This window comes from uncultured Thiocystis sp., from assembly GCF_903866365.1.
Lineage (GTDB): Bacteria > Pseudomonadota > Gammaproteobacteria > Chromatiales > Chromatiaceae > Chromatium.
This window is the reverse complement of sequence record NZ_CAIPNF010000267.1, coordinates 19,078-38,910: the sequence shown is the minus strand read 5'-3', so window position 1 is coordinate 38,910 and position 19,833 is coordinate 19,078. Positions and strand designations below refer to the sequence as shown.

Below are 19,833 nucleotides of genomic sequence, written 5' to 3'. Positions count from 1 at the left end.
TAGCATCAGGAAATGTACATCGGTCCAAGTGCATGTTTGCTGTTGAGTGCGTCCCTGCACTAAGAGATCGAATGTCTCCGCCGAAGTCCTTTACAGGCTGTAATACATGTCGAATTCGACCGGATGCGTGGTCATGCGCAACCGTGTCACTTCAGCCATTTTCAAGGTGATGTAACTGTCGATCAAATCGTCGCTGAAGACACCGCCGGCGGTCAGAAAATCGCGATCCTGATCCAGCGCGTCCAGCGCCATATCCAGCGAATAGCAGACGGTCGGAATCGACTTCGCCTCCTCGGGCGGCAGGTCGTAAAGATCCTTGTCCATGGCGTCGCCGGGATGGATCTTGTTTTGAATACCGTCCAGACCGGCCAGCATCATGGCCGAGAATGCCAGGTAGGGATTGCCGGTGGAGTCCGGGAAACGTACCTCGATACGGCGGCCCTTGGGGCTGGCGCTGAAGGGGATGCGGATGGAGGCGGAGCGGTTGCGTGCCGAGTAGGCCAGCATGACCGGGGCCTCGAATCCAGGGACCAGACGCTTATAGGAATTGGTCGAGGCATTGGTCAGTGCATTCAGCGCGCGAGCGTGCTTGATGATGCCGCCGATGTAATACAGCGCCGTGTCGGACAGCCCACCGTATTTGTCGCCGGCGAACAGGTTCTGGCCGTCCTTGCTCAGCGATTGATGGACGTGCATGCCGGTGCCGTTGTCGCCGACGATCGGCTTGGGCATGAAGGTTGCCGTCTTGCCATAGGCGTGCGCGACATTCTGGATCACGTACTTGGTGATTTGATTTTTGTCGGCGCGGCGGACAGCGTATCGAAGCGGGTGCCGATCTCGCACTGTCCCGCAGTGGCGACCTCGTGGTGATGGACCTCGACCGGAACGCCCATTTCCTCCAGGGTCAAGCACATGGCCGCGCGCAGATCGTTGAGTGAATCGACCGGCGGGACGGGGAAATAACCGCCCTTGGTTCCCGGTCGATGACCCATGTTGCCATCCGGGAAGACGCGCTCGGAGTTCCAGCCAGCCTCTTCCGAGTCGATCTTGTAGAAGCACCCGCTCATGTCGGAGCCCCAGCGGACGTCGTCCAGAATGAAAAACTCGGGTTCCGGTCCAAAATAGGCGGTATCGGCGATGCCGGTCGACTTCAGGTAGGCCTCGGCCCGCTTCGCCACCGAGCGAGGATCGCGCTCATAGCCGGTCATGGTCTCGGGTTCGAGAATATCGCAACGGATGATCAGCGTATTTTCGTCGGTGAAGGGATCCATCACAGCGGTATCGGGCTCTGGCATGAGAACCATGTCGGAGGCCTCGATGCCTTTCCATCCGGCGATCGACGAGCCATCGAACATCTTGCCGTCCCTGAACATGTCTTCGTCGATCACGCTGGCTGGCATGGAGACGTGCTGCTCCTTCCCGCGGGTATCCGTGAAGCGAAGATCGACGAACTTCACTTCGTTGTCTTTGATCATTTTAATGACGTCTGTCATTGGGATTGTCTCCGATGCTGTGTACTGAGAAAATATGACCGGCTGGTACGATGCGCGACGCTAGCGATGGAGTCAATCCATGAGGATCCTGCCTCTGTTGGCGCCGACGCATAACAGGTGATGGATGCGTTGCGCGATGCTCACGAACCTCGCGATTACAGCGAACCCTGGCGGCGCAAATCACAGGAAACCGGGACATAAATCCCCAGTATTCTCCCGCTTCGCAACCCGCATGCAATGATAGAGCCAAAACCGAAGGGATTCTGCTCCGGATGGATTGAATGTCGCTCTTTGCGTGGCATTTTCATGGTCGTAAGCTTCTCTAAAGCCTTGTCGTATAAGCAACGCATCCATCAATGTTTGGTTCGAAAGAGGTTCGGCGTCCTCTGAAAATCGGTTTTCATCATCTTGGCGCTGTTTGACGACGAACTCGGTTTTTCCCCTCGCGGCATCTCGGGGAGTGTCTCGACCCCCTGACACGCACTCAAATAGTAAGTCATCATGATTCGGGGCACCAGAATAGTGCGAGCATTGATCCAATGATCCGAGCCCGGACCTTGGACTGCCTGACGGCCGGCAACAAGCACCAGGTTATCGGTCAGGAGATCCGAGAGCGAATGCAGACCGTCGGCCACCAGCGCCTGGGAATGCCCTCGATTCCGGCAAGCACCTTGATGAGAGATCACACGAAATTGACGAGCGCCCCGATGATCGCGGCGCGAGACACGGCGTGGCTGCCTTCGGCGGAAAGCCGTTGTAAGGGGTCGCGGGGATTTCATCGCACAAGAGGCGGCGGATGCGTCTGTCTGTGAGTATACGTTAGGTGATGCACGGCAATCCAAAAACCTCCCGATTTGTAAATAGCGCTGCATTGGCGTTGACTTGGCTCTAACCGATATACTTCGGATCTTTCTTCGCCGCCTCGCTTCAAGGAGCCAGTTTTGAGTCTCGAATCCGAGGATCTATCGACCTTTCAAGGTCTTGTATTTGCCCTGCAACGCTATTGGGCGGATCTTGGTTGCGTCGTCGTTCAGCCCTACGACATGGAGGTTGGCGCTGGCACCTTCCATCCTTCGACCTTCCTTCGCTCAATCGGCCCCGAACCCTGGCGCAGTGCCTATGTTCAACCCTCGCGACGCCCGACCGATGGGCGTTACGGTGAAAATCCGAATCGTCTCCAGCATTATTATCAATTCCAGGTCGTTCTCAAACCGTCGCCACTCGACATTCAGGAACTCTATCTGAATTCTTTGCGACGTCTTGGCATCGATCCGCTGGTGCATGATATTCGATTTGTCGAAGACAACTGGGAGTCGCCGACCCTGGGTGCCTGGGGCCTTGGCTGGGAGATCTGGCTCAATGGGATGGAAGTGACCCAGTTTACCTATTTTCAGCAGGTCGGCGGCCTGGATTGTCGTCCCGTGACTGGCGAAATTACTTATGGACTCGAACGCATCGCCATGTATCTGCAAGAAGTCGAGAGCGTTTACGACCTGGTGTGGAGCCGTTCGCAGGCGGGGGTCGTGACCTATGGCGACGTCTTCCATCAGAATGAAGTCGAGCAGTCAGCCTACAATTTCGAAGTCGCGGATACCGCCTCGCTGTTGACCCAATTCGACACCTGCGAAAGGCTCAGTGCGGGACTGGTCGAAAAAGGGTTGCCCCTGCCTGCCTACGAGCAAGTCCTGCGGGCGTCCCATACCTTTAACCTCCTTGACGCCAGGGGTGCAATTTCGGTCACGGAGCGTCAGCGATTCATCCTGCGCGTGCGCGCATTGTCGCGCGCGGTGGCTCAAGCCTATTACGAAAGCCGGGAGGCGCTTGCCTTTCCGATGCTTTCACATTAGCGGGAGATGACGTTGGATACATTTGCTGATCTGCTGATCGAGATCGGAACCGAGGAACTCCCGCCGAAAGCCTTGCTGACGCTCTCGAAGGCATTTGCCGAGGGTTTTCTGCGCCAGCTCAGGGAGCATGGGATCGCGCACGCAACGATCGAACGATTCGCGACGCCGAGACGACTCGCGCTGCTGGTGCGCGAGACCCGCACGCACCAGCCCGACCAGACGACGATTCGGCGTGGACCTGCCGTGCAGGCGGCATTCAAGGCCGACGGTCTGCCAACGCCCGCCGCGCTTGGGTTTGCGCGTTCATGCGGTGTCGAGGTCGACGCACTGGGACGCGAAGAGACCGATAAAGGTGCCTGGCTCACCTTCCGCAATCTTCAGCCTGGTTTGGAGACCGCGCACTTGGTCCCTGCCATGACCGAGGCCGCGCTTGCGGAATTGCCCATTCCGAAACGGATGCGTTGGGGAGATCGGGAAGAAGAATTTGTCCGACCCGTGCAATGGGTGTGTCTGATGCTGGGCGCGAATCCCATTCCCGGCGTGGTGCTCGGCGTCGAGGCGGGCGGATTTACCCGCGGGCATCGCTTCCATCACCCGGATCGCATCTCCCTCGGCTCGGCTGCCGATTACCCCGAGTCGCTGCGTGCGACCGGATCTGTGGAGGCATCCTTCGAGCGCCGACGCGACCTGATTCTGGAGCAGGCCAATGCCTTGGCGGCCGCGCAGGGGTTAAAAGCGCGCATCGACCCTGGCTTACTCGATGAGGTGACCGCCCTGGTGGAGTGGCCCCAGGCGCTGCTGTGTCGCTTCGACAGCAGTTATCTGGAGATGCCGCCTGAAGTTCTGATCGAAACCATGCAAAATCACCAGAAATATTTTCCGGTGGAAGACGCGCACGGCGTCCTTCAAGCCTTGTTCATCGCCGTCGCCAATGTGGTCAGCCGCGATCCCGGGCAGGTGCGCGCGGGGAACGAACGGGTGATTCGGCCCCGTTTCTCGGATGCGGCATTCTTTTGGTCAAAGGATCTCAAACAGCCGCTCAGCGCCTTCGCCGAGCGTTTGGAAACGGTTGTCTTCCAGGACAAGCTGGGAACCCTGGCGGATAAAAGCCGTCGCGTTGGCCGTCTCGGTCGTGATCTGGCGCCGCTGCTCGGAAGCGATCCACGGCAGATCGAGCGATGTGCTCAGCTCGCCAAGTGCGATCTCGTGACCTCGATGGTCTTCGAATTCCCGGGGCTGCAGGGCATTATGGGGCGCTATTACGCTGAACGTTCCCATGAAGATCCCTGTATCAGCGCCGCCATGGAGGAGCAGTATCTCCCCCGGTTTGCGGGCGATGCCTTGCCGTCGAGCGCTTGCGGAATGGCGTTGGCCATCGCCGATCGTATCGATACGCTTGTCGGCATCTTCGGAATCGGCCTGCGTCCGACCGGAACCCGAGATCCCTATGGTCTGCGGCGCGCATCCATCGCGGTTTTGCGTCTTCTGATCGAAACGCCCCTGGATCTCGATCTGCGCGACCTGCTGAACAACGCCTTCCAGGGTTTCACGCCCGGCACCCTGAGCGATGACGTGGTTGAAGCGGTGCTCGCCTATATGCTGGAGCGCCTGCATGGGTATTACGGCGAGCGCGGGGTTGAGGGCGATACGATCGAGGCCGTGATCCAGAGTGGTGTCACAAACCCCTGGGATTTGGATCGACGGATCTCTGCGGTCGCTGCCTTCCGAATGCTGCCAGCCGCGGCTGCGCTCGCCGCGGCCAATAAACGCATCCGTAACATCCTGAGCAAAAACGAGGCCGCTGCCGACGGTATCGGAACGGTCGATGTGACGCTGCTGACGGATCCAGCGGAGATTCGGTTAGCGGCCAGGGTTGCCGAATTGAGCGATTTGGTCGTGCCCTATGCCGAACAACGGGACTACATCGGTATTCTGGAAGCATTGGCTGACCTCAGAGATGATGTCGACGCCTTCTTCGCGGATGTCATGGTGATGTCGGAAGATCGTCCGATACGCCAGAACCGACTGCGCCTGCTTGGTTCCGTCGCAGGACTGTTCATGCTCGTCGCCGATATTGCACGTCTGCAGTCACCGTGATCCGAGCAATGCCCGAACGTGTCTTGATACTGGATCGCGATGGGGTCATCAACGAAGACTCTGACGCCTACATCAAGTCACTGAACGAATGGATTCCGCTCCCGGGGAGCATCGAAGCCATTGCTCGCTTGTCTCATGCGGGCTTTCGTATTGCCGTCGCGACCAATCAATCCGGCCTCGGACGAGGGCTCTTCAGCCTCGGCGATTTGAACGCCATGCATCAACAGTTGAGGAATCTAGTCGCGGCGCAGGGTGGCCGCATCGAGATGATTGCCTTCTGTCCCCATGGCCCCGATGAAAACTGTCCGTGCCGTAAGCCAAAAGCTGGTTTGCTTGAAGAAATCGCACGTCGTATGAATGTCGATCTGACAGCGGTTCCCGTGGTTGGCGATTCGATCGGCGATCTGATCGCCGCGCGTCTTGTGGGAGCCGAGCCCTGGCTTGTCATGACGGGCAAGGGTCGGCGCACGCTCGCAAGCATCGAGAAAAGCGATCATGACGGTCTGTTGCGCGATGTTCCCGTTTGTCACGATCTCGTTGCTGTCGCCAATCGTTTGATTCGCAATCAAGGCTGACCATGATCTTGTTTCGTTCTTTGATTTATCAAGTTTTTTTCATTGGTACCAGCATTCTCTTTTCAAGTGCGATCCTTCTCATTGGCTGGATGAAACCGGCGTCAGCCGTGTCACGACTCAGCAGGGCATGGGCGCGGTCGAATCTTGTCGCCTTGCGAGTGATTTGCCGTCTCGACTATCGACTGCACGATGTCGACAGATTACCGCGCGACCCAGCGATCGTTCTGTGCAAACATCAGTCTGCGTGGGAGATAATCGCATTACGCGCACTTCTGCCTCTTGAGCAAACCTGGGTGTTGAAACAGGAGTTGATGCATCTTCCTTTTTTTGGATGGGCCTTGCGCTACCTTCAGCCCATCGCCATTGACCGCTCGGCGGGACGGCGCGCGGTGACGAAGGTGATTCGCGAAGGAGAAAGGCTGCTGGGGCAGGGGCGCTGGGTGATCGTGTTTCCTGAAGGGACGCGTGTTGCGCCTGGCACCCGTCGCCCTTATGCCATCGGTGGCGCCCTGCTTGCCGAGCGTACTCGCTGTCCTGTGCTTCCGGTCGCTCACAATGCGGGATATTTCTGGGGGCGTCGAAGTTTGATCAAGCGTCCCGGAACGATTGATCTTGTCATCGGCCCCCTGCTGTCGGTGCAAGGCATGAAGGCCACCGAGATCAACGCCATTGCGGAACGATGGATTGAGTCAACGGTTGAAAAGCTACCAAACCCGGATGACGTTCAGGAGTTTATGCAACCGGATTGAGCGAAGACCGACGTGCCTTGCGGGAGCCGAGGCATCATCCTTCAATCGTCAGCGCCCGCCCGTGCTTTCGAGTACCCTAGCCGGATGGAACACCATCCCCGCAAACGCTTCGGCCAGAATTTTCTCCACGACCCCGCGATCATCGCGCGGATCCACTCCGTCATTGACGCCAAACCCGGCGAGCGACTGCTGGAGATCGGCCCCGGACAGGGCGCCATCACCAAAGGCTTGCTGACCGCCGCCGGCGCGCTCGATGTGGTCGAACTCGACCGCGATCTCATTGAACCGCTGCGCCAGCGTCTGGGTCCGCTCGGGGATCTGCGCATCCACAATGTCGACGCGCTCAAGTTCGATCTGCGTGATCTGGCCGGCGCTGGCGACCGCCTGCGCATCGTTGGCAACCTGCCCTACAACATCTCCACCCCCATCCTGTTTCATTTCCTGGAACAATCCGACGGCATCCTCGATCTGCATCTGATGCTGCAAAAGGAAGTCGTGGATCGGATCGTCGCCGACCCAGGCGACAAGATCTATGGGCGTCTCTCGGTCATGGTGCAGAGCCTGTGCAGCGCAAGCTGTCTGTTTCGGATCGGACCCGGCGCCTTCACGCCCGCCCCCAAGGTCGAATCCGCCTTTGTGCGTCTGCGCCCGCTGCGCCCCCAGCCCCATCCGATCGACGATCCGGCGCTTCATGCCCGCATCGTCGCGGCCGCCTTCGGACAGCGGCGCAAGACCCTGCGCAACAGCCTTTCCAAACTGATCGATCAGAGCCTGTTCGAGGAAACCGGAATCGATCAGACGCTGCGGGCGGAAAACCTGGATGTCGCGAGTTACGCCCGGCTCGCGAATGCGGCTTGCAAATCGCTGACTTGCAGCACCGCGCTTGATGGAGCGAAAACCCCAGACAAATCAAACTGATCGGACGCGCCCTGCGCCAGTTGCAGCCAGGGACCGACCAGCGAAAGATTGATCTGCTCCGGCGGGATGGCAGTGAAGATCCAGCCCTTTGAAAGCGCGAAACCGGCAGCGGAGGTCAGCGCGAGCGAGACAGCCGGCGTAGCAGGCACAAAAAAGCCCGCGCAAAGCGGGCTGGGCGGAGACGAGCCGGTTGAGATCAATCGTCGCTCGCGAACGCCCCCGCGTAGAGATTGGCCGCGTCCTGCGCCTCGGCCACCGCCTGACGGACGTCGGCGTCCGTTAGATCCAGCAGGCGCAGCGTCCCCCCGACCTTGGCGACCGCCTCGATGCGCCGGTACGCCGCCGGGTGGGTCTCGCCGTAGCGCGCCAGGCCCTGGAGCTTCGGCTGCGCATCCGCGACCGGCTTGACATCGAAGAACGGCGGCAGGCAATCCATATGATCGGGATTTTTGTGAACTGAGTGCCTGCCTCTCCGTCAGAAGCGAGTGGCTAGCCGTAGGCGCAGGCATTCCAATCTATCCCTGAAGTCCTCAAATGCAAGCCGTTCATCCGATACGGCGATGAGCAGCTGCGAGGCCCCAATCACGAAGCGATCCGCCCCTGAAATGGTCAGACCGGCGTTCTCCAGCTTCCGCGCTTGTGCTTTGACATGGCGTGTGACGTCATCTTCGTCAAATGGGCGTTCCGCGATGCGTGGCCACTTCCGGCAGACCAGGATTGCATCCAGGCTGATGGGGTCGCTAGCCGCGCTCTTAGGGCTGGCCGTGCGTAGTTCGGCATGTACCGGGTGAGCTGCGACCACGCAGAAGCCCGCATTGGTTAACGCCTCATGGATCGCCGCCCAACCTTCGGAACGTGAATGATGAAAGCTGAATGCCAACACGCCATCATCTTTTAATACGCGATGGCTCTCAGCGAACACATGGGTAAGCTGACGTGCAAAAGTGCGGGGGTCTTTCTGCTGTACTTCGCCTCGGTTCGATGAGTCGGCCTTGTCGAACCATGGGTAACGGTCTTTCAGTGCTGGCGCTAGCCAAGCGAAGAAAAAGTCGCTCAGTTCGCTGTAGTGCACAAAATCAAAGTAAGGTGGATCAGTCACGACCGCATCCACCGACCCGCGAGGAAGCGGCAGCCGCGCGCTGTCGCCGTTCAGGATCAGCACACCATTGGCGCTGCTGGCAAGATCATGCCATGACGCGGCGCATGGCACATCAATCGGCGCACTGGCTACGATTTTTGCACTTCCAGTGCGTTTCCCGAACAAGTCGCTCTCAAACCCGACCTCGAACGGCTCGTCAAGGTAGCGTTTCGCCCGTAGCAGACGCGACTCAAACAAGGTGCTGAACGTGCCGCTACTCTTGTCCGTTCCCCACACCGAGTTCTCCAGCGGGGCACGTTCCGGCTTCAGGATGTGGTGCGAAAACATATGCCGCACCGCCCCCGTTCCCTCGCCCTTGTAGCTACAGAACAGATTGTTGAACTCCAGCGTGCTAGAGAACAGACAAAGCATCTGCTCCCGCACGGCATCGTCTTCGATTCTCATAATGGCTTGCAGCAGCAAGCCGAGGCACAGTAACTGCCGCGCGTTGAAGAAATCGCGCCAGTGCGAATAATTGTAGCCTCGCGCCTGATTGGTGTTGTGACCAGGCCTGACTGCCAAGGTGGGCAGCGGCAGGGCTTCTGTCCGCAACCTCGCTTCCGCTTCGGCAAACAGCGCGTGATCGACGGCTCGCGCGGGAAAATACGCTTTCTCTCCACTCGGACGTAGCGCGAGCATGGCGTAGAGCCGATGCCGTGGCGGAGTGCCGTCGGCGGGCATAAGCTCCTTGATGCGATAGCGGTTTCCTGCTTTCGTCGTCACATACTGACCGGCGGCCGGACCTTCCTGCGGATTAAAGTCATGGGCGCAGTGCGGACAGGTGAGCGCGATCGCGTCGTAGCGGTCTTCAATCAGCCCCCAGCATTCGGGGCAGACGATCTGTGCCCGTGGTTTTTTTTTCGGGTAGGCATCCTGGGCGAATACATAGCGCGACATGAGCGGTACGGTGTCCCCGTCCGGCGCTTCGAGTATCTTGACCCAAAAGAAATAGAGCACCGAAATTGCTTCGCCGGTCAGCGGGTCCCGGGTTCGATAGTAATGGCGAATCTTCGGCGCAACCTCGTTTTCCAGACGGGCGAACGCGGCGCGCAACGTTGCCTCGGGTACTCGCGTGAAGGCCTGCCGCACCAGGAAGCTACTGACCGGATTGATGTCGCAGCCGATGGCCTTCGCGCCCAGCTTTAGCGCTTCGCCAAGCGTGGTGCCACTCCCCATGAAGGGGTCGAGCACGACCTTGCCCGACAGCCGATGACGCTCATAAAAGGCCTGCCAGATATTGAAGCCAGGAGGGCTTAAGGCCGCTAGGACGATCGCGCGGAACACCGAGCCGAGGCGCGTCGCCCACCACTTATGGATGTGATAAATGGGGCGGTTAATTTCCTTGCGCCAGCTTTCTTGTTCGGCGACTTCGCTCACCTCCACGATCGGAAAATCGTCTTCGAGTGCTGTCGCCGCGCCGGTTTTGGCTGGCGTTGCAATAGATTCGACGACGATGTTCATTCTCCATCCGTCGTGTTCGTTTCACCTAGGACGGGTGATCGCTCGACCATGGCGACAAGCCTCGCCGTTTGGTCTTTGAGGCGGTAGGCGACAAAGCGATGCTCTGTCCCGCCACTCGGATTCGCAATCCGTTCCGCAGTCAGCTCGTTCGTGCGAAGGTCGAAGGTGTAGCCAACGACCAGCGTGTCCGCCTCGACGCGACTCAAACGTCCCACTTTTCGATAACGCCGGTCTGCCGGGAAGACCTCGGGCAGAATCAGCGTCATGAGACCGGTCGTGCCTTCGGTCAGCGCGAAGGGCGTCGGCGCGACATACATCTTTCGGTCACGAATCATGATGTCGCCGTAGGTGCCGAAGCCTTTCACGCTCTTGTTCTTGTGAACGTAGTGATGATCTGCGTTCAGAAAATCGCCGTGGCACAGCACCAGGTCGACCACGGGGTATTGCCGCTGTCCGTTGCCTTGGTCAGCGTAGAGCGTCAGATCAGCCGGATAGCGCCCGAACACATAAAAGATTTGCCGCCCGTTGTGGTTGCCGGTTGGTACTTGGCTGTTCGAGTCATAGTCACGTTCGCGGCCGGGCCACGCCAATCCTTTGATTTCGAAGCCTTCGGTGTACTCGACTAGGCAGAAATCGGGGTAGGTGTTGCGCCCCGACCCCTCGAAGTGCAATGCAAGGCTTTGCAGGCGCTTCTGAAACCAGTTCTGAAAGTGAAATTCCTTGTCTTTCGCACTGACGGATTCGATCAGATCCCCGTCTTGCACCGCCCGGACGCACTGCTCGAAGATGTCAAAGCACGTTGTTTTTGCCATCAAACGTTTCCTTCTCCAGTGGCTTCAGGATCTGAGTCAGTACCTTCAATGCGAGGTGATTCGCGGCTTTGATGACGCCGTGAAAAGGCGTGTCGTCGCCGCGCGCAACGCGCCCGGTGCTGCCCAGGCCGGGATAGAGGGTGTCGCGGAACTCGGCGACCACCGCCAAGTCGGCGCCGAGTTGCGGGTCTTTGGCCTTGGCCTGGGCGATCAGGTCCGTGAGACTGGACACAGCGGTTCCTTGTGGTGACGGACGGAAGGCGTCTAGCCTAAGTCACCCGCGCCGAAATGCCTACTGCCTGACGATGCGGAAGATTCCGAAGCAAGCGTCCACCGCCGCGTTCAAGGAGCAGGCGAGCAAGCGGGTCATGGACGGCAAGACCGTTGCGTCGTGGCCAAGGATGGTGTCGAGCAGACGTTGCGCAACTGGGTGAGCGAGTCTTCATTCACCCCGCTGGCTTGCAAATCCACGCCAAAGACCTGAAATTCACTACCCCGGATCAGGGTTTTTCAAGCGAGGTACATGGCATGTCGGATGAGGAACGCGGGGATCATGTGAACGAGGACAGCGTCAGCGAGAATCTGGAGCCGATCCAGCTCGCGCGCGCCAACGATGTGCTGCCCACCGAAATTCATATCCTGCCCGTTGCCTCCCGGCCCTTCTTCCCCGGGCAGGCGGTTCCGTTGATGATGGATGCCGATCATTGGGCCTCGACCATGAAGGCGGTGGCCGACACCGATCACAAAATGCTCGGTGTCCTCCTGGTGGACAGCGAAACCTCGGAGGAAGCCAACACCGGGAATTTCCACGCCATCGGCACCGCCTGCCGGGTGCATCGCATTCATCAACAGGACGGTCATCTGCAGGTGCTGGTGGAATGTCTACAGCGCTTCCGCATTGCCGATTGGGCAAACCCCGCGGTGCCCTTCCGCGCCCGCGTCACCTATCTGCCCGAACCCTCCGGCCCGCCGAGCAGCGAAATCAAGGCGTATGCCATGGCGGTCATCAACACCATCAAGGAGTTGCTGCCGCTCAATCCGCTGTACGTGGAAGAACTGCGGATGTTCCTGGACCGCTTCGGACCGGACGACCCCTCGCACCTCGCCGACTTCGCGGCCAGTCTGACGACCTCCACCAAGGAACAGTTGCAGGACGTGCTGGAGATTCTGCCGCTCCTCCAGCGCATGGAAAAGGTGCTGGTCCTGCTGAACAACGAACTTGAACTGGCCCGCGCCCAACAGAAGATCCGGCGCACGGTCGAGGAGAAGATGCAGAAGCAGCAGCGCGAATTTTTTCTGCGCGAGCAGCTCAAGGCCATCCAGAAAGAGCTGGGCATCGCCAAGGATGACCGCACCGCCGAGATCGACAAGTTCCGGTCGCGGATCAAGGAATTGACCCTGACCGAACAGGCGAAAAAACAGGTCGAGGAGGAGCTGGAGAAGATGGGCATCCTGGAGACCGGATCGCCCGAGTATTCGGTCACCCGCAACTATCTCGACTGGATTACCCTGCTGCCCTGGGGCAAGCACTCGGCGGACAAGCTGGATCTGAAGCGTGCCCGCCGTGTCCTCGACCGCGACCACTACGGGCTGGAGGATGTCAAAAAGCGCATCCTCGAATTCCTCGCGGTCGGTATCCATAAGGGCGAGATCGCCGGCTCCATCATCCTGCTGGTCGGCCCGCCCGGCGTGGGCAAAACCTCCATCGGCCACTCCATCGCCGATGCGCTCGGGCGACGGTTCTTCCGTTTCTCGGTCGGCGGCATCCGCGACGAGGCCGAGATCAAGGGCCACCGGCGCACCTATATCGGCGCCATGCCCGGCAAGTTTCTACAGGCCATGAAGGACGCCGGGACCGCCAACCCCGTGATCATGCTCGACGAGATCGACAAGATCGGCGCTTCCTATCACGGCGACCCAGCCTCGGCGCTGCTCGAAGTGCTCGACCCGGAACAGAACTCGGATTTTCTCGACCACTATCTGGATCTGCGCTTCGATCTGTCCAAGGTGCTGTTCGTCTGCACCGCCAACCAGTTGGACAGCATTCCCGGCCCGCTGCTCGACCGCATGGAGGTCATTCAGCTCTCCGGCTACATTGCGGAGGAAAAGCTCCAGATCGCCAAAAAATATCTCCTGCCGCGCCAGATCGACCGGGCGGGACTACCCAAGGGCGCGGTCAAGCTGGACACCAAAACCCTGCGCGCGCTGATCGAGGGCTACGCGCGCGATGCCGGCGTGCGTCGGCTGGAAAAACAACTCGGCAAGATCGTGCGCAAGGTCGCGGTACGGATGCTGGAGGGCGAGGAAACGCCGATCGACATCGCCGAAACGGACCTCAAGGGCTATCTTGGCAGCCCGGTCTTTCGCGACGAGCGTAAGTTGAGCGGCCCCGGCGTCGTCACCGGGCTGGCCTGGACCGCGATGGGCGGCGCGACCCTCTCGATCGAGGCCGCGCGCACCCACAGCTTCGCGCGCGGTTTCAAGCTGACCGGGCAGTTGGGCGATGTCATGAAGGAATCCGCCGAGATCGCCTACGGCTATCTGGTCAGCCATGCCAAGGAATTCGGAGCCGATCCTGGCTTTTTCGAGAAATCATTCATTCACGTCCACGTTCCCGCCGGCGCCACGCCCAAGGACGGCCCCTCCGCCGGCGTCACCCTGACCTCCGCCCTGCTCTCGTTGGCCCGCAACGAGCCGGTTCGGCGCATCGCCATGACCGGCGAGATCACTCTCACCGGCGAAGTCTTCCCGGTTGGCGGCATCCGCGAGAAGCTCATCGCCGCGCGTCGGGCAGGGATCAAGGAAATCATCCTGCCGGAGGATAATCGGGGGGACTTCGAGGAAGTACCGGAGCATGTCCGCAAGGGGCTGAAGGTGCACTTCGCCTCCCGTTACGAAGATCTGCTGCCGTTGTTGTTCAAGGTGGCGGGGTAATTTTTGGGTCGCCAGTGCCTCCAGCACTGGAGCGCGATGGAATCCAGCGGTTGTGATCGGTGTGTAAGCCCTGGTGTTGCTCAAGCCGATGAGATTTGTTTCGTTCCATGGCGCGGGCGATAATCCGCGCACTTATCGATTCGTCCGCCCATTGCAGGTACAGAATGAATCATTATGATGTTTTCAATGGTGACGCAGACGGTCTGTGCGCCTTGCAACAATTGCGGTTAGCCGAACCCATCGATAGCATTCTTGTAACCGGGCCGAAACGCGAGATCAATCTTTTGGATCGGGTTCCCAATGGGGTGGCCAAGAGCGTGACCGTGCTCGACATTTCGATGGATAAAAACCGGACCGCCTTGGATCGATTACTGGCCGAGGGCGTTTCCGTGCGCTATTTCGACCATCATTTTCCTGGCGAGATCCCCTCGCATCCCGCGCTCGATCTCCATGTGGAAACACTGCCGGACAAGGGAACGAGCCTTTTGGTGGACGAGTTCCTGGAGGGTCGGCAGCGCGCCTGGGCCGTGGTCGGAACCTTCGGCGACAACTTCGACGCATCGGCCCGACGGGCGGCGGCATCGCTGGGACTGTCTGAGTCCGACCTCGGCTTGCTGCGGGATCTCGGAATCTACTTGAATTACAACGGATACGGAGAGACGGTCGAGGATCTGCACTTTGCGCCCGAAGATCTGTTTCGGCGTTTGCAGCCCTATGCGGATCCGCTCGCCTTCATTGCGGAAGACGCGACGTTCGTCGCGCTGCGTGACGGTTATGAAAATGATATGGCGCGCGCGCGCGCCATCCTTCCGGAGTTTCAGGACGACGCCCATCGATTGTTCGTCCTGCCCGCCGAATCTTGGGCGCGTCGTGCCAGCGGCGTGTTCGCGAACGAATTGGCTCAACAAGCGCCCGAGCAGGCGCATGCCATCCTGACCCGGCTTTCCGGCGGACGCTACCTGGTGAGCGTGCGGGCGCCGCTGTCGCGACCGGATGGAGCGGACGCACTCTGCCGACGTTTTGCAACCGGGGGTGGACGCAAGGCGGCCGCTGGTATCAACGTGCTTCCCGATGAAGATTTCAGTCGGTTTCTCGACGCCTTTCGGGAGGCGTTTTAAACGACGTCGAACGGCAAGGCGTGCTGGCTTGGACGCGTCCGGAATGGATCCGTAAACCACTCAAGGCGTGCCGTCGAGGTCGCTGGACACTGTCCGAATAGAGAGAAAACGCGGCCTCCGGTTTGTCTAGTCGACAACGTCGACCGGGTCGCCGAGCTGCATCTGTTCGAACAGAAAGCGCGCATCTTTTTCGCCCAGACGCACGCAGCCATGGGAGTCTGGATAACCGGGCAACCAGCCCTCATGCAAGAAGTAATGGCCGTGGAATTGAATGGCATACGGCATCCATGCCTGCATTCCGAGCTGGTTGGTGTAGCGGGAGGAAACCTTGTCTTTCTCCTTTCCGAGGACCGCGAATTTCCCCGTTGGCGTCGGATAGCCCACGGCCCCGGATGAAATGGGGCCGGTCCTGGCGATCTCGCCATTGACCGAATAGATGAACTGCTGAGTACCGAGTTTGATTGTCAACGAACGGGGTTTGTTATCTCGACCCGACGCCTCAGGTTGCGCTGCCGGGCTTTCCGTGCGCGATGACTCCGATTGGGGCTCGAACTCCTGCTGGCCGACTGCGCCGAACGTCGTTTCAGCGCTTTCTGGCGCGGGCCGCGAAGGCGTTTGCGCGCAACCGATCAGGAAGATGACGGTCAGTAGAGGTGGCCATTTGCATAAGAGTGAAGGCATCGTTTTTTGTCTATCGAAGGTTCGACCGCGCTCGCCTTGTTCGTCGCGAAGAGCCTGGGCGACTCTGATGGTCGGTGATGAGGCGTTTCGGATAAACGACATTTCCCAAGGTTCCCGATGCCAGCCAACCGCAGCGGGTTGCCGGCACCAGGCAGCGGCGCTTTTCCTCAGCGATCATGCGCCACACGTGACTTCAGACCCGTTGCCTGCTTGTTTGGGGTCACCAGAATCCGTCCCATGCCAGGCGCCAGATCGAACTCGAAGGGCGTCGGCAGATACTCCATCGGCCATTCGGGCGAGACATCCAGCAGCGGAGCCGGCGCGCTCAAGTAGCGATACAGGTCCTCGACATGGAGAGACTGGCGATTCCAGGGATCTTTGTTGAGCACCAGCAGCGCCTCGCCATTGCCGTCTGGCGCACGCTTATGCAGCATCAGAATCGCGTCATTGGAGGTCTCCAGACGCTCGATCGGCCCCTCGCTCCGAAACACCGGATAGTCGTCTTTGATGCGATTGATGTGAGCGATGAAATGGGTCAGGTCGACGTTCGGCGACTCCCATTGTTCAGGTCGGGTGTTCACGACATCGAGACGACTGCGGAAACCGTATTCGAAGCCGATCGGGATCATGACGCCGGCGGAAAAGAGCGCGGAGAACAGATAGCGCTGTTTCATCGCGTGCGGATTGTCGCAGGATTCGCTGAACAGCCGTTCGGTGTCGTGGCTCTCGGGAAAGCTGATCGAGGGGACGACCTCTCGGGTCAGATTGTATTGATCGAGCAGCCAGGCGCCGTTGAAGTCCCACCATTTGGAACTGTTGAAGATGGCGTCGAAACCGGCGGAGGCCGTCGCCTTGGTCTGCTCCGGCGAACAGCCCAGGGTCTCGGCGACGAAGATCGTCTCCGGGTGCTCCCGCCGGACGCGGGTAATGAGTTGTTTCCAGACCTCATTGGGGAGTTGATAGGCGGCATCGCAGCGGAAACCCCGGAACCCGAGACTGACCAGGTGCAGCACCAGCTTGACGCAGTAATCCAGCAGCTTGGCGCGCTCCGGCGAATGCTCGTGATCGAACTGAGCCAGGTCATACCAGACCACTCGGGTGCCATCGGCCTCGACACAGAAAGGGTTGGCGATCTTTTTCCCCTCGTGCAGAAACCACTCGGGATGCTCCTTCAGCAGGCTTGAGTCGACCGCGCAATGGTTGATGACCAGATCGATCATCATCGACAGCCCATGGCGCTCGGCCTTCGCGACCATGGCCAGCACCTGCTCCTTGGGCGAGACAGGCGCGTTCGGATTGAGGAAGTCTTTGTTGATCGCGAAATAATCGGCGATGGAATAGAGACTGCCCGAGCGGCCGGTTTTCTGGATCGGGTTGACGAACACCCAGTCGAAGCCCATCGCTGCGGCACGCTCCAGATGCGGCTCCCAATCCTCGAAATGCCCGGCGAGCCGCGGAAACAGATTGTAGATCTTCATGAAGCAGTCAAGTCCTTGCCGCGCTCAGCGGCGGCGTGCCGGGGTCAAACACGAGCACTTGTCACGAACGTCCAGCCGGCTCGCGCGAAACCCCGATAAAAGAACAAAAAATTCCGTACCCGGAATTTTTTTAGGCATCGCGGATGTAATCGTAGATGTTTAGATAGTCCTGACCGGGAACGTTCCAGGAGTAATCCGAACGCATGGCGTTCTTCATCAGCTCGCGGAAATGCTCCGGGTGGTTGCGATAGCAGGCGATGGCGCGCCCGAGCGCGGATTCGAGTCCGGGATTGTCGTAATCCTGGAAGACATAGCCGTTGCGCGCATGCAGCGGCCGATCCGAAAAGTCCTTGTCGAACACCGTATCCGCCAGTCCGCCGATCGCGCGCACCACCGGAATGGTGCCGTAGCGCAGCGAGATCAGCTGAGTCAGTCCGCAGGGCTCGAAGCGGCTTGGCACCAGCATCATATCCGCGCCGGCATAGATGAGATGCGACAAATCCTCGTCGAAGCCGATCTCTAGATGACAGTCCGGACTCTCGTTGAGCATCCGCTTGAGGTTCCAGAAATCGCCATTGATCCGCTCATCTGGACTTGACCCGAGCAGCACGAACTGCGCGCCGCGCTCCAGGGCGTAGAAGATGGCGTGACGCACCAGATCCAGACCCTTTTGCGGATCCAGCCGGCCGATGAAGGCGACGATCGGCTTGTCGTTGTCGGCGAGCATCAGGCGGTGACGAAGCGCGCGTTTGTTGTCGTATTTGCCGTCGATCGAGTCGATCCCGTAATGCACCGGAATGTGGCGGTCGACCTCGGGGTTCCAGATATCGTAATCGATCCCGTTGACCACGCCGCCATACTTGATGTGATGGGTGTGCAGCGTCGGTTCCAGGCCGAAGCCCTGGCCCTGATCCTTGGTCTCGAAGGCATAGCGCGGCGAGACGGTGGTCACGAAATTGGCGTAGACGATGCCGCCCTTGAGCAGGTTCAGTGCCTTGGGGTGACGGTTGTCGGCCATCCGGGTCGGATCGAAAAAGCGCTCGGGCCGATGCAGCCCGGTGGCGTGCAGCAGTTCGACGCCGGTCACGCCCTGATGGGCGAAGTTATGAATGGTCAGGCAGACGCGCGGATGCTTCATGCCGAGCGTTTGATAGAACTCGTAGAGAAACACCGGCACCAGCGCGGTCTGCCAGTCGTGACAGTGGATGATGTCCGGGTGCTTGCCCGATTTCCAGAGGAACTCCGTCGCGGCACGCGAGAAGAAGGCATAGCGCAGCACATCGTCCTTGAAACCGTAGATGCTGCCGCGGTTGAAAAAATTATCCGGCGAGTGCGGCTCGATGAAGAAGCACTTGCGGTCATGCACGAAGCCGAAGAAAACCGTGCAGTGAACGGCCCCGTCGTACCAGGGCACCCAAAGATCCTTGTAGACCTCCTGGAGCTCAAAGATCTGGTCATAGCGCATCGAGGCATACTTGGGCAGGATGATCTCGACATGGTTACCGCGAATCGCCAGCTCGCGGCTGAGACCGAAGACCACGTCGGCCAGACCGCCAACCTTCGCCACCGCCGCCAGTTCGGGCGTGATTTGAACCACATACAGGCTGGGGCGACTGGGCGCCGGTGGCGAGGCGGGCGGCGGCGCCGGGACGACCTCGGGCATCGGCTCGGACGGCGGTGCGTGTGCCTGCTCGGATGCCGGCGGACGTTCCGGTTGCGGTTCCGGCGCGGATTCGCGGCTGACGACTGGCGCGGGTTGCGGCTCCTCGGCGGGTTCCGGTGTCGCCGCCGCCAACGGCGACGATATCGTCCCTTGCTCAAGGCTGCCCTGGGTTGGCTCAATGGGCTTGGGCTTGGGTGCGGCGGATGGCCGTGGCGGCGGCGATGGCTTGGTCGCTTGGCGACGGTCACCCGCGATGAGCGGAGCGCTCGCGTCGGTTGTCGGGGCGGTAGCCGGTACCGTCCTGCTCACGGCCTCGGTCGTTTTCGGTGACGCGCTCGCCGAGGCCGAGGAACCGGAGTCGGGCTTCGCTGGGTGCGCGGTCTTTTCGACCGGATTCGCTGTGGCGCGAGGTTCTGGTTTCGACACCGGTTTCGTCGCTGCTGGCCCAGGCTTCTCCTTCGCTGCCGGCGCCTGCAAAACCGTCCCCGGCTTTGGTTCGGTGCCGACGGATGTGTTCACAGAGCGCGGTTGCTTGCCCCCAGCGGTCGCGTCAGCCGGCGCCTGGGGTGGCTTGGCCGAAGCGTCGCCGGATGCCTCTGGGGCGGCTTCGCTCGTTGGCAGCTTGCTCGCAGCGGTGGTTGCAGTTTTATCGGCCGCGCTCGGGCGCGCGGTCGGTCCCTGTTTCGATCCAGTCGGCTTTTTCGCCATTCGCTCGGTTCCTACAGCGGTGTCGTCTCTGGGAGAACGCTTAACTCTATTAAGGGGGGTATCCATCTGAGTGCGGTAGCGCCGATGAGTTGGATCTCGACACACCATCCAAAGGACGCTTCGAGTGCCAATATCACAATATCTGGTATCCACCGCACTGA

14 protein-coding genes and 1 pseudogene are annotated in these 19,833 nt (G+C 59.9%); 7 read left to right on the top strand and 8 right to left on the bottom strand.

Going from position 1 to position 19,833, the window contains the following annotated elements:
- Positions 1-90 precede the first annotated feature (90 nt).
- Positions 91-1,499: pseudogene (glnA, locus tag QZY07_RS14845) on the bottom strand (glutamate--ammonia ligase).
- Between the two features lie 935 nt (positions 1,500-2,434).
- Here glnA and glyQ point away from each other — a divergent pair.
- The 5 genes from glyQ to rsmA all read left to right on the top strand — a co-directional run bounded on the left by glyQ (position 2,435) and on the right by rsmA (position 7,679).
- Positions 2,435-3,340 carry a glycine--tRNA ligase subunit alpha gene (gene glyQ / locus QZY07_RS14840; protein WP_295404260.1) on the top strand — a complete coding sequence of 302 codons (906 nt, stop codon included), beginning with the start codon at positions 2,435-2,437 and terminating at the stop codon, positions 3,338-3,340.
- A 6-nt stretch (positions 3,341-3,346) separates the two neighbouring features.
- A complete protein-coding gene (gene glyS / locus QZY07_RS14835) occupies positions 3,347-5,437 on the top strand; it encodes a glycine--tRNA ligase subunit beta (RefSeq protein WP_295404257.1) in 2,091 nt (696 codons plus the stop codon).
- Positions 5,438-5,445: 8 nt separating this feature from the next.
- Positions 5,446-6,012, top strand: coding sequence for a D-glycero-beta-D-manno-heptose 1,7-bisphosphate 7-phosphatase (gmhB, locus tag QZY07_RS14830; RefSeq protein ID WP_295404255.1), 567 nt, complete (start codon positions 5,446-5,448; stop codon positions 6,010-6,012).
- 2 nt (positions 6,013-6,014) lie between these two features.
- Complete coding sequence (locus tag QZY07_RS14825) at positions 6,015-6,761, top strand: lysophospholipid acyltransferase family protein (RefSeq protein ID WP_295404252.1); 747 nt, start codon at positions 6,015-6,017, stop codon at positions 6,759-6,761.
- 84 nt (positions 6,762-6,845) lie between these two features.
- The gene (rsmA, locus tag QZY07_RS14820) at positions 6,846-7,679 is read left to right on the top strand and encodes a 16S rRNA (adenine(1518)-N(6)/adenine(1519)-N(6))-dimethyltransferase RsmA (protein ID WP_295404249.1); all 834 of its coding nucleotides are present in this window, start codon (positions 6,846-6,848) and stop codon (positions 7,677-7,679) included.
- A gap of 196 nt (positions 7,680-7,875) precedes the next feature.
- Here the strand turns inward: rsmA and QZY07_RS14815 are convergent, their stop codons facing one another.
- Genes QZY07_RS14815 through QZY07_RS14800 form a run of 4 tightly spaced genes read right to left on the bottom strand, consistent with a single transcriptional unit; the run spans position 7,876 to position 11,322 of the window.
- Positions 7,876-8,115 carry a hypothetical protein gene (locus tag QZY07_RS14815; RefSeq protein ID WP_295404246.1) on the bottom strand — a complete coding sequence of 80 codons (240 nt, stop codon included), beginning with the start codon at positions 8,113-8,115 and terminating at the stop codon, positions 7,876-7,878.
- Positions 8,116-8,154: 39 nt separating this feature from the next.
- Positions 8,155-10,278: a DNA methyltransferase gene (locus tag QZY07_RS14810; RefSeq protein WP_295404243.1), complete on the bottom strand. Its 2,124-nt coding sequence runs from the start codon at positions 10,276-10,278 to the stop codon at positions 8,155-8,157.
- Positions 10,275-11,090 (bottom strand): hypothetical protein, encoded by an 816-nt coding sequence (locus tag QZY07_RS14805; protein WP_295404240.1) that lies wholly within the window; start codon positions 11,088-11,090, stop codon positions 10,275-10,277. Before QZY07_RS14805 ends, QZY07_RS14810 begins: the two co-directional genes overlap by 4 nt.
- A complete protein-coding gene (locus QZY07_RS14800; protein WP_295404237.1) occupies positions 11,068-11,322 on the bottom strand; it encodes a hypothetical protein in 255 nt (84 codons plus the stop codon). The genes QZY07_RS14805 and QZY07_RS14800 overlap by 23 nt, the downstream gene beginning before the upstream one ends.
- A 296-nt stretch (positions 11,323-11,618) precedes the next feature.
- On the opposite strand from QZY07_RS14800, the gene lon reads away from it, so the two are divergent.
- Positions 11,619-14,024 (top strand): endopeptidase La, encoded by a 2,406-nt coding sequence (lon, locus tag QZY07_RS14795; RefSeq protein ID WP_295404234.1) that lies wholly within the window; start codon positions 11,619-11,621, stop codon positions 14,022-14,024.
- A 164-nt stretch (positions 14,025-14,188) separates the two neighbouring features.
- The gene (locus tag QZY07_RS14790; RefSeq protein ID WP_295404231.1) at positions 14,189-15,142 is read left to right on the top strand and encodes a DHH family phosphoesterase; all 954 of its coding nucleotides are present in this window, start codon (positions 14,189-14,191) and stop codon (positions 15,140-15,142) included.
- A 126-nt stretch (positions 15,143-15,268) separates the two neighbouring features.
- Here the strand turns inward: QZY07_RS14790 and QZY07_RS14785 are convergent, their stop codons facing one another.
- The 3 genes from QZY07_RS14785 to glgA all read right to left on the bottom strand — a co-directional run bounded on the left by QZY07_RS14785 (position 15,269) and on the right by glgA (position 19,672).
- Positions 15,269-15,925 carry a L,D-transpeptidase gene (locus QZY07_RS14785; RefSeq protein WP_295404229.1) on the bottom strand — a complete coding sequence of 219 codons (657 nt, stop codon included), beginning with the start codon at positions 15,923-15,925 and terminating at the stop codon, positions 15,269-15,271.
- Positions 15,926-15,990: 65 nt separating this feature from the next.
- Positions 15,991-17,301, bottom strand: a complete 1,311-nt coding sequence (locus QZY07_RS14780; protein ID WP_295404227.1) for an alpha-amylase family glycosyl hydrolase — start codon at positions 17,299-17,301, stop codon at positions 15,991-15,993.
- A gap of 130 nt (positions 17,302-17,431) precedes the next feature.
- A complete protein-coding gene (glgA, locus tag QZY07_RS14775; protein WP_295404225.1) occupies positions 17,432-19,672 on the bottom strand; it encodes a glycogen synthase GlgA in 2,241 nt (746 codons plus the stop codon).
- Positions 19,673-19,833 lie beyond the last annotated feature (161 nt).